This is a genomic window from Photorhabdus stackebrandtii, assembly GCF_011189495.1.
Taxonomy (GTDB): domain Bacteria; phylum Pseudomonadota; class Gammaproteobacteria; order Enterobacterales; family Enterobacteriaceae; genus Photorhabdus; species Photorhabdus khanii.
In genome coordinates, this window is sequence record NZ_PUJV01000007.1 from 202,290 (window position 1) to 219,431 (window position 17,142).

13 protein-coding genes are annotated in these 17,142 nt (G+C 44.6%); 9 read left to right on the top strand and 4 right to left on the bottom strand.

Annotation, left to right across the window (positions count from 1 at the left end; translation table 11 throughout):
- Positions 1–228: 228 nt before the first annotated feature.
- Both ppc and argE read right to left on the bottom strand, forming a co-directional pair.
- Positions 229–2,865: a phosphoenolpyruvate carboxylase gene (gene ppc / locus C5470_RS08610; RefSeq protein WP_166287789.1), complete on the bottom strand. Its 2,637-nt coding sequence runs from the start codon at positions 2,863–2,865 to the stop codon at positions 229–231.
- Positions 2,866–3,146: 281 nt separating this feature from the next.
- Positions 3,147–4,304, bottom strand: coding sequence for an acetylornithine deacetylase (gene argE, locus C5470_RS08615; RefSeq protein WP_166287792.1), 1,158 nt, complete (start codon positions 4,302–4,304; stop codon positions 3,147–3,149).
- A 102-nt stretch (positions 4,305–4,406) separates the two neighbouring features.
- Between argE and argC the strand changes: the two genes are divergently transcribed.
- The 5 genes from argC to oxyR all read left to right on the top strand — a co-directional run bounded on the left by argC (position 4,407) and on the right by oxyR (position 10,081).
- The gene (gene argC, locus C5470_RS08620) at positions 4,407–5,411 is read left to right on the top strand and encodes an N-acetyl-gamma-glutamyl-phosphate reductase (RefSeq protein WP_166287795.1); all 1,005 of its coding nucleotides are present in this window, start codon (positions 4,407–4,409) and stop codon (positions 5,409–5,411) included.
- Between the two features lie 25 nt (positions 5,412–5,436).
- Positions 5,437–6,210 (top strand): acetylglutamate kinase, encoded by a 774-nt coding sequence (gene argB / locus C5470_RS08625; protein ID WP_166287798.1) that lies wholly within the window; start codon positions 5,437–5,439, stop codon positions 6,208–6,210.
- Positions 6,211–6,278: 68 nt separating this feature from the next.
- On the top strand, positions 6,279–7,493 hold the full coding sequence (locus tag C5470_RS08630) for an argininosuccinate synthase (protein WP_166287801.1): 1,215 nt from the start codon (positions 6,279–6,281) through the stop codon (positions 7,491–7,493).
- Positions 7,494–7,645: 152 nt separating this feature from the next.
- Positions 7,646–9,025: an argininosuccinate lyase gene (gene argH / locus C5470_RS08635; RefSeq protein WP_166287804.1), complete on the top strand. Its 1,380-nt coding sequence runs from the start codon at positions 7,646–7,648 to the stop codon at positions 9,023–9,025.
- A gap of 150 nt (positions 9,026–9,175) precedes the next feature.
- Entirely contained in the window at positions 9,176–10,081 is a 906-nt protein-coding gene (gene oxyR, locus C5470_RS08640; RefSeq protein ID WP_166287807.1) for a DNA-binding transcriptional regulator OxyR, read from the top strand.
- On the opposite strand, the gene sthA is transcribed toward oxyR, so the two are convergent.
- Entirely contained in the window at positions 10,073–11,470 is a 1,398-nt protein-coding gene (gene sthA / locus C5470_RS08645) for a Si-specific NAD(P)(+) transhydrogenase (RefSeq protein ID WP_166287810.1), read from the bottom strand. The two genes, oxyR and sthA, sit on opposite strands and share 9 nt — an antisense overlap.
- Positions 11,471–11,663: 193 nt before the next feature.
- Between sthA and fabR the strand changes: the two genes are divergently transcribed.
- Both fabR and C5470_RS08655 read left to right on the top strand, forming a co-directional pair.
- Positions 11,664–12,308, top strand: coding sequence for an HTH-type transcriptional repressor FabR (gene fabR / locus C5470_RS08650; protein WP_036844941.1), 645 nt, complete (start codon positions 11,664–11,666; stop codon positions 12,306–12,308).
- 23 nt (positions 12,309–12,331) lie between these two features.
- Complete coding sequence (locus C5470_RS08655) at positions 12,332–12,703, top strand: YijD family membrane protein (RefSeq protein WP_021325465.1); 372 nt, start codon at positions 12,332–12,334, stop codon at positions 12,701–12,703.
- A 63-nt stretch (positions 12,704–12,766) separates the two neighbouring features.
- Here C5470_RS08655 and trmA read toward each other — a convergent pair whose 3' ends face one another.
- On the bottom strand, positions 12,767–13,870 hold the full coding sequence (gene trmA / locus C5470_RS08660; protein ID WP_339916252.1) for a tRNA (uridine(54)-C5)-methyltransferase TrmA: 1,104 nt from the start codon (positions 13,868–13,870) through the stop codon (positions 12,767–12,769).
- A 187-nt stretch (positions 13,871–14,057) separates the two neighbouring features.
- On the opposite strand from trmA, the gene btuB reads away from it, so the two are divergent.
- Both btuB and murI read left to right on the top strand, forming a co-directional pair.
- On the top strand, positions 14,058–15,920 hold the full coding sequence (btuB, locus tag C5470_RS08665) for a TonB-dependent vitamin B12 receptor BtuB (protein WP_166287816.1): 1,863 nt from the start codon (positions 14,058–14,060) through the stop codon (positions 15,918–15,920).
- Positions 15,865–16,728 (top strand): glutamate racemase, encoded by an 864-nt coding sequence (gene murI / locus C5470_RS08670; protein ID WP_036844951.1) that lies wholly within the window; start codon positions 15,865–15,867, stop codon positions 16,726–16,728. The genes btuB and murI overlap by 56 nt, the downstream gene beginning before the upstream one ends.
- The last annotated feature ends 414 nt before the right edge of the window (positions 16,729–17,142 follow it).

Below are 17,142 nucleotides of genomic sequence, written 5' to 3' on the forward strand. Positions count from 1 at the left end.
GGGGGTAAATTATTAAGGAATTGCTCTTCAAGCATGTTTCACCTGTCGAGAAATGACTTCCTTTTTGTTTGCATCCATATTTAGCTAAATTTCACAAACGGTAAATGTGGGAAAACTGTGATACCATTGAGCACATATTGTACTGAGTTATATGTAGATGAAAGATACCCGTACTGTGCTCAATAATATCACTACCGTCGTGTGGAGATTGTTTCCTGCTGACAGCGACTAACCTGTATTTCGCATTCCTGCTGCTACACCTGCTATTGTGACCATCAGTGCCTGTTCAAGCTGTGGATCAGGGTGTTGTTGCTGACGGGAACGTAGCAGAAGTTCTGCCTGCAAAACATTTAATGGATCGGTATAAACATTACGCAAGGCGATTGATTCTGCAATCCACGGTAAATCTGCCATCAAATGTTCATCTTTGGAAATGGTTAATACCGTTTTAATATCCGCTGAAAGTTGCTCTCGCAGCTCCTGACCTAACGGCCACAAACTCTTATCTACCAAGCGGTGATCATAATATTCCGCCAGCCATAAGTCCGCTTTAGCGAAAACCATCTCCAGCATACCAATGCGGGTTGTAAAGAAAGGCCAATCGCGGCACATTTCTGCCAGTACATCCCGTTTACCATTATTCACGACTTTTTGTAGAGCAGCGCCTGCACCTAACCAGGCCGGTAACATCAGGCGGTTCTGTGTCCAGGCAAAAATCCACGGGATAGCTCGCAAACTTTCCACACCCCCTGTCGGGCGGCGTTTGGCCGGGCGAGAACCCAAAGGTAGTTTAGCCAATTCCAGTTCTGGCGTTGCAGCACGGAAATAAGGCACAAAATCAGGTTGCTCACGTACATAATTACGATACATCTTGCAAGAAACATCAGACAAGGTATCCATTATCTGATGCCATTCCGGCTTAGGTTCCGGTGGGGGTAGCAGGTTGGCTTCCAGAATTGCGCTGGCATACAACGCTAGGCTACTGATAGTGACTTGTGGCAGACCGAATTTGAAGCGAATCATTTCACCCTGTTCGGTGACACGTAGCCCACCTTTCAGGCTTCCCGGTGGCTGGGAGAGCAATGCTGCATGTGCCGGTGCGCCACCACGGCCAATGGTACCGCCGCGCCCGTGGAATAAGGTTAGCGTGACGCCTTCTTTTTCACAGGTTTTGATTAGTGCATCTTGTGCGCGGTATTGCGCCCATCCCGCTGCCATTACCCCGGCATCTTTTGCCGAGTCAGAGTAGCCAATCATCACCATCTGCTTGTCCTGAATCAGAGAGCGATACCATTTAATATTCATCAATTGTTGAATGACATTCTCGGCATTGTTCAGGTCATCAAGGGTTTCAAACAGAGGGGCAACTGGCAAGGTGAACGGGCAACCGGCTTCTTTCAGCAGCAGGTGAACCGCTAATACATCAGAAGGCACTTTAGCCATTGAGATAACGTAAGCAGCGATAGCGTCTTGAGGTGATTCTGCAATCACCTTACAGGTTTCGAAAACTTCTTGAGTTTCAGCGCTTGGCTGCCAGTTATGTGGGATCAGTGGACGTTTGGAGTTCAGTTCATGCAGCAGGAAAGCCTGCTTCTCTTCTTCCGGCCAGCTTTCGTAGTCGCTTAATTCCAGGTATTGCGTCAATTCAGACATGGCGGTTGTGTGTCGGCTGCTTTCCTGACGGACATCAATGCGTACCAGTGACAGGCCGAAGCAACGAATACGGCGCAGGATATCCAATAATTGACCGTTGGCGATGATTTCCATTCCACAGGTTTTCAATGATTGATAACAGGCGTAAAGGGGTTGCCAGAGTTGTTCATTATCTACTAGCAGATCGGTGGGTGGCAGAACTTGTTCCCCTTTCAGTCGTTTCTCTAAATATTCCAATGTATTGCTGAGTTGTGTTCGCAGTTTTTTGGCAATTTCCCGGTAAGGTTCCAGAATTTCATCGCCACCTGCCAGTTTGCGAACTTCTGGTGTGCATTCAGACATGGATAATTCAGAAACCAGAACCTGAATATCTTTCAGGAACAAGTCGGCTGCTTTCCAGCGGCTAAGCAGTAATACATGGCGAGTGACTTCAGCCGTGACATTCGGGTTGCCGTCGCGGTCGCCGCCCATCCAGGAAGTAAAACGGATAGGGACAGCTTCGACCGGCAAGCTGTAATCAATTGACTCTTCCAACTGTTCATTGAATTCACGCAGGAATGCTGGCACACCATCCCATAAGCTGTTCTCCACCATAGCGAAGCCCCACTTAGCTTCATCAATGGGAGTAGGGCGGATTTTACGGATTTCATCAGTATGCCATGACTGAGCAACTAACTGGCGCAGGCGGCGCATAATATTATTACGCTCATAATCCGCCAGATCATCGTGATCTAATTGTGACAGGCAGGAGTTAACGGCTACCAGTTTGTGGATCAAGGTACGACGCGCGATTTCAGTTGGGTGGGCGGTGAGGACCAATTCAATAGACAGCTCATTCACTGCTTTTTTCAGATCGCCGTTACTGAAGTTTTTTTCTTTTAACTGGGTGAATAACTTCGCCAAAGCAACGGGGTTGCTGGCAGCTTCACCATGTGGGGATATGCTGTGATATTGTTCCGCGACGTTTGTCAGGTTGAGAAATTGATTAAAAGCACGTGCAACCGGCAACAGTTCATCATTGGATAGGTTTTGCAGTGTGGATAGTAGTTGCTGGCGGTGTGCTTCATTGCCGGCACGGGATGATTTGGATAATTTGCGGATAGTTTCAACTTTATCGAGAATATCTTCCCCTAAAGCTTCTTTGATAGTGTCTCCGAGCAGCTTGCCTAGCATGCTGACATTACTACGCATTGCGGAATATTGTTGGTTCATATGACTCTTGGCCTTTATTGCTGGCAGAATGTTGATTCTGTTCCTGTAGAAAAGTTTTATTTAAGTGGCGGGAAGCTATTTTTTGTGGCGCCACAGTGTTGTATTTACCCTAAGCCCTCATATTCATATCAGAAAATAATCAGTTTGGGAGAAATTTCTAAAATTTAATGGCAGGTCATGTTCTATAAGTATTACTTATGCGCAGAAGGCTTGGGAAAGGTGCTTTTGTTGCTTGTTATGATGCTTAAGTCCCCCTGATTTTTGGGGGACGAGTAAAACGATTAATTATTGCTTAGACAAAAATGATCGATTAACTGAGAAATTACCTTTTTGGTGGGTTCAATGAACGACATATCAATGAACTCATCCGGTTGATGTGCTTGTTCAATAGAACCTGGGCCAAGGACTAACGTTGGGCATACTTCCTGAATGAATGGTGCTTCGGTACAGTAGTTGACTGTTTCAGCCTTGCGGCCTAGCAGTTTCTCAATCACGTCAACCATCTTGTGATCGGTTGGGCATGCATAACCGGGAATAGGGGTATGTAATTCATCGATAGTTAAGCGGCCAGGCCAACGTTGCTTAACTGGTTCCAGCGCCTTATTTAACAGTCCGTTCAGATCCTGTAACGTTAGCCCCGGTAACGGGCGAATATCCATATGCAATTCACAATGGGCACAAATACGGTTTACTGCGTCACCTCCATGAATATAGCCGAAGTTCATGGTTGGGTATGGAATGGTAAACGCCGGGTTGTTGTAACGCTCTTTTAGCGTATTGCGTAGTTCAATCAGGTGACCAATAGATTCGCGCATCAAGTCAATGGCGTTTATACCACGATCTGGATCACTGGAGTGCCCGGATTGACCAACAATGCGGATAGCGTTCGATAAATGTCCTTTGTGTGCACAGATAGGATGCAATGAAGTCGGTTCACCGATGATAGCGAAATCCGGTCGGATAGTGGTACTTGCCGCAAAATAACGGGCACCTGCCATTGTTGTCTCTTCATCCGCGGTAGCCAGAATGTACAGCGGACGGGTTATTTTACTGGCATCAATATCCCGCAAGGCATCAATGATAAAGGCGAAAAAGCCTTTCATGTCTGCCGTACCTAAACCATATAGTTTGTTATCACGTTCTGTCAGGGTGAAGGGATCTTTAGTCCAGCGCCCTTCGTCAAAAGGGACGGTATCAGTATGTCCACATAGCAGTAATCCACCTGAACCACTCCCCAGAGTCGCCAGTAAATTATATTTCCCACGGACTTTGGGTACGGGTTGTATTTCAATCTCGAAACCAATTTCCTGTAACCAACTTGCCAGCAGGTTGATTAAAGACTCATTACTCTGATCGATGCTGATATCGGTGGCGCTGATTGAGGGAGTTGCGATTAACTGCCGAAATAGCTCAATAAATGGAGGTAATTTAATATTCACTGTTGACAGCCTTTATTCATGATAGTATCAATATTCATGCATTTTTTTTGAATAAAAATACATTATCCCGTTTAAATACTGAGCACAAGGTAAAGATATCCCATGTTGAATACGCTGGTTGTTGGTGCAAGTGGTTATACCGGAGCAGAACTGGCAGCATATCTGCATCGTCACCCACATATAAATCTGATTAGGCTGATGGTTTCTGCTCAGAGCGTTGATGCAGATAAATGCTTCTCAGATTTACATCCACAGTATAAAGGCATCGTTGATCTACCGTTGCAACCGCTGACTGACATGACTGATGCCGTTAAAGGGGTTGATGTGGTTTTTCTTGCCACCGCCCATGAGGTCAGTCATGACATTGCGCCGGTATTTCTGGCAGCTGGTTGCATTGTATTCGATCTGTCCGGTGCCTATCGCGTACAAAATGCTCAGATTTATCAACAATACTACGGATTCAAACATAAGCATACTCAATGGTTAGCACAAGCTGTATATGGACTTGCTGAATGGCAGGCTGAAGAAATTAAACAGGCTCAGTTGGTTGCTGTCCCGGGGTGTTATCCAACGGTTTCTCAACTCGCTCTAAAACCGCTGCTGAAAAAGGGTTTGCTGAATACCTGTCACTGGCCGGTGATTAATGCCACCAGCGGTGTGAGTGGTGCAGGCCGGAAAGCCAGTATGATCAGCAGCTTCTGCGAAGTTAGCCTGCAACCTTATGGAATATTTACTCATCGTCACCAACCAGAGATTGAGGAACACCTGGGGACCAGGGTGATTTTTACTCCACATCTTGGCAATTTTGCGCGGGGTATTCTTGCTACGATTACCTGTAAATTGAATCAGGGTGTTACCGCAGAACAGATAAGTGAGGCTTATCAACAGGCGTATAAAGATAAGCCATTGGTGCGTCTCTATAGCAAAGGGGTGCCGGCTCTGAAATCCGTTGTTGGATCACCATTCTGTGATATCGGTTTTGTTGTGCAGGGTGATCACCTGATTATTGTCGGTACTGAGGATAATCTCTTGAAAGGCGCGGCAACTCAGGCAGTTCAGTGTATGAATATACGTTTTGGGTTTGAAGAAACTCAGGCATTACTTTAATTATTGGCATGATGGAGTAAAGCAGATGGAACCTTTAGTCATAAAGTTAGGTGGCGTGTTATTGGACAATGAAGAAGCACTGGAACGCTTGTTTACTGCATTGCAGGAATATCGGCAAACACATAAACGCCAATTGGTGATTGTTCATGGTGGTGGTTGTCTGGTAGATGAACTGATGCAGAAGCTGCAACTGCCGGTAGTGAAGGAGCAAGGATTACGGGTAACACCCGCGGATCAGATAGGGATTATCACCGGCGCATTGGCAGGTGTAGCCAATAAGACCTTGTTGTCGTGGGCGACTAAGTATCAGCTTGCATCAGTTGGATTATATTTAGGAGATGGTAATGTGGTCACGGTTTCCCAACTGAGTGAAGAGTTGGGGCATGTGGGGAAAGCGATGCCGGGTGACGCTAAGTTGCTAAGAATTTTACTGGATGCTGGTTATATACCCATTATTAGTTCGATTGGTGCAACTGATAAAGGGGAACTGATGAATGTGAATGCTGATCAGGCGGCAACAGCGATAGCTCAAACACTGGGGGCTGATCTGGTATTGCTCTCTGATGTTAGCGGCATTTTGGATGGTAAAGGGCAGAAGATCTCTGATATGACCGCTCAGAAAGCTGAACAACTTATTGTGCAGGGCATCATTACTGACGGCATGATCGTGAAGGTAAATGCAGCTCTGGATGCAGCTAAAACATTAGGTCGCCCGGTGGATATCGCCAGTTGGCGCCATGCGGATCAACTGACTGCCCTATTTAACGGTGTTCCCGTCGGTACTCGTATTCTGGTTTAAATCAAGTTTGATTAATTTTCGGCAAAGCTTTGCTGATAAACAACAACGGAATTTCAAAGGGTAACTTCATGCATACTAAAGATATTAAAAAAATAGTTCTCGCTTATTCTGGTGGTCTGGATACTTCTGCCATTATTCCCTGGCTGAAAGAGCATTATGACAACTGTGAAGTTGTTGCATTTGTCGCCGATGTGGGGCAAAGCCGTGAAGATCTGGAGGGCGTGGAGCAGAAAGCTTTACGCTCTGGCGCATCAGAATGTCACGTTGTGGATCTGCGTGAGGAATTCATTAAAGATTATGTTTATCCGGTACTGAAAACCGGCGCCCTGTATGAAGGCAGCTACTTACTGGGAACTTCAATGGCGCGGCCAATTATTGCTAGAGCACAGGTTGAACTGGCATTGAAAGTGGGGGCAGATGCACTGGCTCATGGCGCGACAGGTAAGGGTAACGATCAGGTTCGGTTTGAAAGTACCTATACGGCGTTAGCGCCTCATCTGAAAGTGGTAGCACCGTGGAGAGAGTGGGATTTACGTTCCCGTGAAGCGTTGTTGGATTATCTGAAAGCACGGGATATCCCAACGACGGCAACACTGGAGAAAATCTACAGCCGTGATGAGAATGCATGGCATATCTCTACAGAAGGTGGAGTGCTGGAAAGCACCTGGAATGCATCTAATAAAGATTGTTGGGTGTGGACAGTGGAGCCAGAAGACGCGCCAGATGAAGCTGAACTGGTAAACGTTACTATTGAGAAAGGCGAAGTTGTTGGGATTAACGGTAAGGTGATGTCGCCATATCAATGCCTTGAGGCGCTGAATGTGTTGGGGGCAAAACACGGTATTGGCCGGATTGATATCGTGGAAAACCGGCTGGTGGGAATGAAATCTCGTGGTTGTTATGAAACACCGGGAGGAACCATCATGATGGCCGCATTGCGTGGTGTCGAACAACTGGTGCTGGACCGCGATAGTTTTAAATGGCGTCAGCAACTTGGGCTGGAAATGTCCTATGTTGTTTATGATGGACGTTGGTTCGCACCGTTGCGTCAGTCTATTCAGGCAGCCGCTGAGACGTTGGCTGTGGATGTCAGTGGTGAAGTGGTACTGAAACTCTATAAAGGCCAGGTGACAGCGATCCAGAAGAGATCGGCAAACAGTCTTTATTCTGAAGCGTTTGCAACGTTTGGTGAAGATGAGGTTTACGATCATAGCCATGCAGAAGGGTTTATCCGTCTGTATTCTCTCTCTTCACGTATTCGGGCATTAAATAGTAAAGAGTAATTTCATCGTTCGTGGTAATGGGGGTAATGACCAGATCGTGAATCCGTTCCCGGATTGACTTTATCTGGTCCATTATCTCCACTTACTGCATGCAGTTACGGCTTACAAAAGGCAATAAATTACTCAGGCATCAGATAATCAGGAATAAAAATATGGCACTTTGGGGCGGGCGTTTCAGTCAGGAAGTAGATCAACGGTTCAAACAATTTAACGATTCACTTCGCTTTGATTACCGACTGGCGGAGCAGGACATTACAGGTTCGGTTGCATGGTCGAAAGCGCTGGTGACTGTTGGTGTGCTGACGGCGGAGGAGCAACAAAAGCTGGAGATGGCATTAAATGAATTGCTGAGTGAGGTTCAAGCTAGTCCACAAGCCATCCTGCAAAGTGATGCGGAAGATATTCATAGTTGGGTGGAAGGGCAGTTGATCAGCAAAGTCGGCGATCTGGGTAAGAAGCTTCATACAGGTCGTAGCCGTAATGATCAGGTGGCAACAGACCTCAAACTTTGGTGTAAAGAACATATTACCTATCTTCATCAGGCAATTGTGGAATTACAGCAGGCATTGGTTATTACCGCAGAGAATAATCAGGATGCGGTTATGCCGGGTTATACTCATTTGCAAAGAGCACAACCTGTCACATTTGCTCATTGGTGCCTGGCTTATGTAGAAATGTTGGCTCGTGATGAAAGCCGGTTACAGGATACTTTAAGACGGCTGGATACCAGCCCGCTTGGATGCGGTGCATTGGCCGGAACCGCTTATGATATTGACCGCGAACAGTTGGCGTCATGGCTGGGGTTCGCTTCTGCGACTCGTAACAGTCTGGATAGCGTTTCAGATCGTGACCATGTACTGGAATTGCTGTCTGACGCTAGTATCAGCATGATCCACCTTTCCCGTTTTGCTGAAGACCTGATTTTCTTTAACAGTGGTGAAGCGGGCTTTGTTGAACTGTCAGATCGAGTGACTTCGGGTTCTTCCCTGATGCCACAGAAGAAAAACCCGGATGCGCTGGAGTTAATCCGTGGGAAATGTGGGCGGGTGCAGGGAGCATTGACCGGTATGATGATGACCCTGAAAGGTCTGCCGCTGGCCTATAATAAAGATATGCAGGAGGATAAAGAAGGGTTGTTAGATGCGCTGGACACTTGGCTCGATTGCTTGCATATGGCAGCGTTGGTACTGGATGGTATTCAAGTCAGGCGTTCACGTTGTGAAGAAGCGGCTAAACAGGGTTATGCTAACGCAACTGAATTGGCTGATTATCTGGTCGCAAAAGGTGTTCCATTCCGTGAGGCTCACCATATTGTCGGGGAAACCGTGATTATGGCGCTTGCGCAAGGTAAGGCGCTGGAAGAGCTGTCATTGGCAGAGTTGCAGAAATTTAGCAGCACAATTACTGAAGATGTATACGATATTTTGTCTCTGCAATCTTGTCTGGATAAGCGTCTTGCAAAAGGTGGTGTATCGCGGAAACAGGTCATGAAAGCGATTACAGATGCTAAACAGAGGCTAAAGCTTAAGTGAGTCATCGTTAGGGGATATTAATATCCCCTGTAAAATAAATGAGATCTTTACATATAAGTTTTTAAGGATTATCTGATAGTCTTCTCCTCACATTGATATAATTATCTATTGGTCGTTTCTATCATTTATATTAAATATGTTGAGGTGGGAATGAATATCCGCGATCTGGAATATCTTGTGGCTCTTGCGGAGCATCGGCACTTTCGCCATGCTGCCGATTCATGCCACGTCAGCCAGCCTACGTTAAGCGGGCAAATTCGTAAGCTTGAGGATGATTTGGGTGTCATGCTGTTGGAACGCACCAGTCGTAAGGTTTTGTTCACGCAACAAGGGATGTTATTAGTGGAACAGGCCAGAACGGTTCTCCGTGAGGTTAGGGTCCTACAGGAAATGGCATCACTTCAAGGGGAGAATATGTCTGGTCCTCTGCATATTGGTTTGATCCCAACAATTGGCCCATATCTGTTACCTCATATTATTCCTGAACTTCATAGTTTGTTTCCTAAGTTGGAAATGTATCTGCATGAAGCTCAGACGCAAAGTTTGTTAGCCCAGTTGGAGAGTGGCAAACTGGATTGTGTGATTCTAGCGATGATTAAAGAGACAGAAGCCTTCATCAAAGTGCCGTTGTTTGAAGAATCAATGAAACTGGCAATCTATGATGACCATCCCTGGGCAGATCGAGAAAAAATTGCAATGGATGAATTGGCAGGTGAGAAACTGCTGATGCTGGAAGATGGTCATTGCTTGCGTGATCAGGCCATGGGTTTTTGTTTTCAGGCCGGAGCGAAGGAAGATACACATTTCCGTGCAACCAGTTTGGAAACCCTGCGTAATATGGTTGCTGCCGGTAGTGGAATCACTTTATTGCCTGATCTGGCAGTTCCACAAGAGAGAAAACGCGATGGTGTCTGTTATCTGGGGTGTGGTAACCCTGAACCTAAGCGGTCTGTTATTTTGATTTATAGGCCTGGTTCACCTCTGCGTGGTCGCTATGAGCAACTGGCAGAGGTTATCAGCGCTAAAATGGGCGCTTATTACGGGCAATCAAAATAGCCGGTTCAGGCCATTTAGGGCTGCGACACGATAGGCTTCCGCCATAGTTGGGTAGTTGAAGGTAGTATTGACAAAATATTCGATAGTATTACTTTCACCTTTCTGTTCCATAATAGCCTGACCGATATGAATGATTTCAGCAGCACGCTCCCCGAAACAGTGAATACCAAGAATCTCTTTGGTTTCCCTGTGGAACAGTATTTTCAGGCTTCCGACATTCATCCCGGCAATTTGTGCGCGTGCAAGATGTTTAAACTGTGCGCGCCCAACTTCATAAGGCACTTTCATTGCGGTTAATTGTTGTTCGGTTTTACCCACAGAGCTTATTTCAGGAATGGTATAGATGCCGGTTGGAATATCTTCAATCAGATGAGCTTCGGCGTTTCCTTTAGTCATCGCTTGCGCGGCAATTCGGCCCTGATCATAAGCGGCGGATGCCAGGCTTGGATAACCGATGACATCTCCTACGGCGTAGATATTTTCATTGTTGGTTTGATAGATCTTATTGACTTTCAGTAACCCGCGGCCATCGGCTTCCAGACCAATGTTTTTCAGCCCAAGAGTATCGGTATTACCTGTTCGGCCGTTAGCATAAAGCAGACAGTCGGCTTTGACTTTTTTACCGGATTTGAGGTGAACGATAACACCATCATCAACACCTTCAATTTTAGAATATTCTTCATTGTGGCGGATCACGACACCACTATTCCAAAAATGGTAGGAAAGTGCATCTGACATCTCTTGATCAAGGAAAGCCAGTAAGTGGTTACGGGTATTGATCAAATCAACTTTCACGCCTAATCCGCGGAAAATTGACGCATATTCGCAACCAATTACCCCGGCACCATAAATAATCACATGCCGTGGTTCGTGATCCAGTTTCAGAATGGAATCGCTGTTATAAATACGGGAATGGGTGAAATCAACATCTGGCGGGCAATATGGGCGGGATCCGGTTGCGATAATAATCTTATCTGCGCTTAAGATATCGTAGTTATCATCGGCATAGCGCACACTCACCCGGTGGTCATCAATAAATGTTGCTTCCCCGGAAAACATACGACATCCATTGCGCTCATAAAATCCCTGGCGCATTTTAGTTTGCTGATTAATGACGATTTCAGCGCGGCGTAAGATTTCAGCAAATGAAGAGCGAAGAATGCGGGAATTATCACTGTACAGAGGGTTTTGGTTAAATTCGATAATACGGCTGACGGCGTGGCGGAGGGCTTTGGACGGGATAGTACCCCAGTGAGTGCAACCACCGCCGACGTTGTTATAGCGTTCGATAACGGCAACGCTTTTACCCTGTTTCACCAATCCCATTGCTGCTCCTTCTCCACCGGGGCCGGAACCAATGACAATGGCGTCAAAATGAATATGTTGCATAGAGGAAAGACCTGTTTTTACACAAAATTACAACGCCATATTAACATTGGTTGAGTTAATAACCCAATCGTCATAAGGATTTTATGTCACAGTTTAATGATGAAACAAATCCGTATCAGTGACATGATAAGAGCATGATTATAAAATTTGGTCTATTTCTTCACTATATTCAGACAGAGATATCAGGATTCGTGTGAGTAACATTACTGGCGTCAGAGCGAAACAGAAAGAAAGAACCCGTCGTTCACTAATTGAAGCGGCATTCAGTCAACTGAGTGCTGAACGGAGTTTTACCAGCCTTAGCTTGCGTGAGGTGGCTCGGGAAGCAGGCATTGCGCCAACTTCATTTTATCGCCATTTCCGTGATGTTGATGAATTAGGGCTGACTATGGTGGATGAGAGTGGCTTGATGCTACGTCAGTTAATGAGACAAGCCCGGCAACGTATTGCTAAAGGTGGCAGTGTCATCCGCACATCTGTTTCAACTTTTATGGAATTTATTGGTAATAATCCAAATGCATTCCGCTTACTATTACGTGAACGCTCAGGTACCTCTGCTGAATTTCGTGCCGCTGTCGCACGGGAAATCCAACATTTTATTGCTGAGTTGGCAGACTATTTAGAGCAGGAAAGCCATATGCCGAGACATTTTACTGAAGTACAGGCAGAGGCAATGGTGACAATAGTATTCAGTGCAGGTGCAGAAGCATTGGATATTGATTTGGAGAAAAGACAGCGTTTGGAAGAACGTTTAGTCTTGCAACTACGGATGATTGCTAAAGGTGCATATTATTGGTATCGCAGAGAAATAAATCCACCGGACCCTAAACTTAAATAACTATGAAGAAGGAGAACGAAATGATGGAACAATACCGCCAGGACAAAAGTACATTGTTACTCGCTTTTATTGTCGGATTAGCAACTAATGGAACGTTTTCAGCAGTTTTTAGCTCAGTTGTTTCTTTTTCAGTTTTCCCATTGATAACACTGGTGTTATCAATTTATTGTCTCCATCAGCGCTATTTGAATCATTCAATGCCTGATGGGGTGCCTAAACTGGTTGTCGCTTGCTTCCTCTTGGGATTATTTAGTTATAGTGCGATTATCAGGGTGGAGTACCCTGAAATTGGTTCTAATTTCCTCCCCGCGGTAATAGGGACTATATTGGTGTTCTGGATTTACAGAAAAATAAAAGTCCGTAAAAACCAGGCAATTGCAGAAAACAGCCATTAATTGATGAAAAACGCCGGAGAGATAACTATCTGCGGCGTTTTTGTTTTGTATGCTGGTTAAGTCTCAGTTTAATTTTTCCAGAAATACGCCGCATTCCATATGGTGTGTATAAGGGAACTGATCAAACAGAGCCAGGCGGCTGATTTTATGCGTTCGGGTTAATGTTTCTAAATTATGGCAAAGGGTTTCCGGGTTGCAGGAAATATAAAGAACCCGCGGATATGCCTGGATCATCTCAACTGTTTTTTCATCAAGGCCGCTACGTGGTGGATCGACAAAAATAGTTTCACATTGATAGCTTTTCAAATCGATTCCGTGAAGGCGATTAAATTCGCGTTCTCCATTCATTGCTTGAGTAAATTCCTCTGCCGACATTCGGATAATTTGCACATTATCAATATTATTGGCTGCGATATTGTATTGAGCAGCAGCAACGGATGGCTTGGCAATTTCTGTCGCCAATACTCTTTCAAAATTTTGAGCTAACGCCAGAGAGAAGTTGCCATTTCCGCAATAAAGTTCAAGTAAATCGCCTTGTGAACCTTTGGTAATATCAATCGCCCATTCGAGCATGTGAATATTGACGCTGGCATTTGGTTGGGTGAAACTGTTTTCTACCTGACGATAGATCATACTCCGACCTGCAATAGGTAAAACCTCATCAATGTAATCATGGTTCAATACGATTTTAGTTTTAGCTGCCCTGCCAATTAGCTCAACATTAAACCCTTTATTTCTTAACTCCTCCCGCAGTTTTAACGCCTGTTGTGTCCATTCATCAACCAACTTTTTGTGATAAAGCAGAGAAACAAGGATTTTATTACTGCTAGTGGACAGATAATCAATCTGAAATAGCTTATGGCGCAGGATTTGTTCGGATTTAATGGCGTCAATTAACACTGCCATCATGTTGTTGATTAATTTACTGGCAACAGGGAATTGCACAATGCGAATACGCTGTTTTGTCTGTTGATCAAACATAATATGGTACAAATCATCCTGCTCATGCCAGATTCGGAATTCTGCCCGCATTCTGTAATGAGATACCGGTGAACGGAAAACCTCTGGTTCCGGAGTTTGGAAAGGTGCCATCATGTTTTTTAAACGGCTTACCTTCTCTGCAAGTTGTTGCTCATAGCTTTCCGTTGGCAGGAGATTTTGCATTATGTTTGTTCTCTTATATCTGTAGTAAGAAAAATTTTCGTGCGAAATTGTAGGGAAAGAGCAAAGGATGTCCAGTTTTCTTATTACGCATTCATAATCCTGTCTATGCTTATATTCTAAACAGGTCTGAACCTTCATCGTAGCATGGAGGTTTGGCCTTCTAACAATCATTGTTGGACGTTTTCTCTATATGATAAATAAAAACCGGTTTTTATTATCCGCAATTTCAGTTGCAGTTATCTCTGGTTTGAATCCTGTTGCTGTTGCGGAAGAACAGCAGGATTCATTGGTTGTTACAGCAAGTCGATTTAAACAGCCTGTTTCAAGCATATTGGCTCCTTATGCCGTTGTAACACGAGATGAAATTGAGCGTTGGCAGTCAAATAGCGTAGCCGATATTTTACGCCGCTTGCCCGGTGTTGATATTGCGCTGCATGGTGGTATTGGACAGTTAAGCTCCCTGTTTATCCGTGGTACTAACTCTAGTCATGTATTGGTGCTGATGGATGGAATACGTCTGAATCAAGCTGGTATCAGTGGCTCCTCTGATTTAAGCCAAATACCTGTATCGTTGATTCAGAAAATTGAATATATCCGTGGGCCACGTTCTGCGGTTTATGGTTCTGATGCGATTGGCGGCGTTATTAATATCATAACGACCAGAGAGAAACCGGGAACCAGTTTAAACGTAGGTATCGGCTCACACGGTTACCAGGTTTATGATGGTGCAACCCAGCAAAAATTAGCTGAAAACACCTCACTGACAGCAGCAGCCAGCTATACTTATACTAAAGGATTTGATGTAGTTTCTGCGGGTAATACTGGTGGTTTCAGGCAACCTGACCGTGATGGTTTTATGAGTAAAGTGCTCTGGTTGGGGGTTGATCAGAAATTTAATGAGCAATTCAGTGGATTTGCCCGTGCTTATGGCTATGACAATAGAACATCTTATGATGCGGATATTAACTGGAGTTATCCATATGCCAGGCCAGATACTCGTGAACTTTATAGCCGTCATTATGACTCAGGGATCCAATTTAACCAAGGGATTTACTCGTCCCAATTAATCGCAAGTTATAGTCATATAAAAGACTACAACTTTGATCCTAAGTATGGGCGCTATGACAAATCCGCGACTCTTGGCGATTCTGAACAATGTAACTTGCAATGGGGAAATACCTTTCAGCTATATCAGGGAATGGTGAGTACGGGTGTCGACTTTCAAAAACAGTCCATTGACGCTGGAACAAGTTATATTCCAACGAGTGAAACAGTACGTAGTACAGGGATATATCTGACAGCACAGCAGCAATTAAATGATTTTATTCTGGAGGGCGCGATTCGGTCGGATAAGCATTCAGAAGCTGGCTGGAATACTACATGGCAAACCAGTGCAGGCTGGGAGTTTATTGAAGGTTATCGTTTGATTGCTTCTTATGGTACGGCGTTTAAAGCGCCAACTCTTAGCCAGATGTATGGTTCTTGGGGAGGTAATCGAGATTTGAAACCTGAAGAAAGTAAACAATGGGAAGGCGGTATAGAAGGCGTAACTGGTTTGTTGAATTGGCGTCTTTCTGTATATCGTAATGACATTGAACAATTGATCGATTATACAAATAGTCGCTACTACAATATTGGCAAAGCAAAAATTAAAGGTGTTGAATGGACTGGTTCAATTGATACTGGAATATTCCAGCATCAATTGACATTGCAATATATCGATCCACGTAATGGTGAAACTAATGAGATTTTAACTCGCCGTGCGAAGCAGCAAGTGAAATATCAACTTGACTGGCAGCTATATGATTTTGATTGGGGATTAACCTATCAATATCTTGGGCAGCGTTACGATAAAGATTCCAGTACATCTCCCGCTCAAGAAGTGAAATTAGGCGGAGTTAGCTTTTGGGATTTAACTGTTTCATATCCGGTCACTGTTCATCTGACAATTCGTGGTAGAATAGCCAACCTGCTTGATAAAGATTACGAGACAGTTTATGGCTATCGTACTCCAGGACGTGAATATTACCTCACTGGGAGCTATAACTTCTGATTTGAATAAACCTGTCCGCCCGACAGTTTTAGTTTTTGATTCTGGTGTCGGTGGTTTATCCGTTTACCAAGAGATCCGGCAATTGTTGCCGGATCTCCACTATATATACGTATTTGATAATGAAGCATTCCCTTATGGTGAAAAATCGGAAGAATTTATTATTGAACGAGTCGTTAAAATTGTTGATGCCGTTCAGCAAAAACATTCTTTGGCAATAGTCGTTATTGCATGTAACACCGCAAGTACCGTCAGTTTGCCAGCTTTGCGTGAGCGGTTCCGTTTCCCGGTGGTTGGTGTGGTTCCAGCGATAAAGCCCGCCGCGAAGTTAACTCGTAATGGCATTGTTGGGCTACTGGCGACGAGAGCAACAGTTAACCGAGCCTATACAAAAGAACTTATCGAAAGATTTGCGATAGATTGCAGAATTGAATCTATAGGTTCTGCTGAGTTGGTAGAATTAGCCGAAGCTAAACTGCATGGTGGTAAGGTATCTTCCGACGCTTTAAAAAAGATACTGAAACCTTGGCTCAGAATGAAAGAACCACCTGATACGGTGGTATTGGGTTGTACTCATTTTCCACTATTGGCAGAAGAATTAGTTCAGGTATTGCCTGATGGTACCCGCTTAATTGATTCCGGTGCCGCTATTGCCCGAAGGACAGCTTGGTTGGTTAAACATCAGGAGAATCTTGTTTGTACTTCAGCAGATAACCTTGCTTATTGTATGAAGATGGATGCTGAGACTGATGAATTAATCTCTGTTTTGCAGGAATATGGATTCTCAAAACTGGAGAAATTGATAATTTAAGTTAAATTTGGCGTAATAATCAGCAGTCGTTAACTTTTTTTAAAATAACTATTGCCAGCGCCGAAGAACCCCCTATAATGCGCCACCACTGACCGACACAACGCTGACAAAACGTGTGAGGCCAGGCAGAGAGAAAGCGAATAAGCGCTTGACTCTGCGGGCGAAAAGCGTAGTATACGCAGCCCGGCTGAACCAGAATGTTATTTTTTAGTTCAGCCTGCTCTTTAACAATTAATCAGACAATCTGTGTGGGCACTCACAAGACCGTATCACAAAGAAATACACTAAAGTCTTGAAGAGTGAACAACAGTTGATTCATGACGAATGAACAGTAAAATTCTTTGAGCATCAAGCTTTTAATAGAAGAGTTTGATCATGGCTCAGATTGAACGCTGGCGGCAGGCCTAACACATG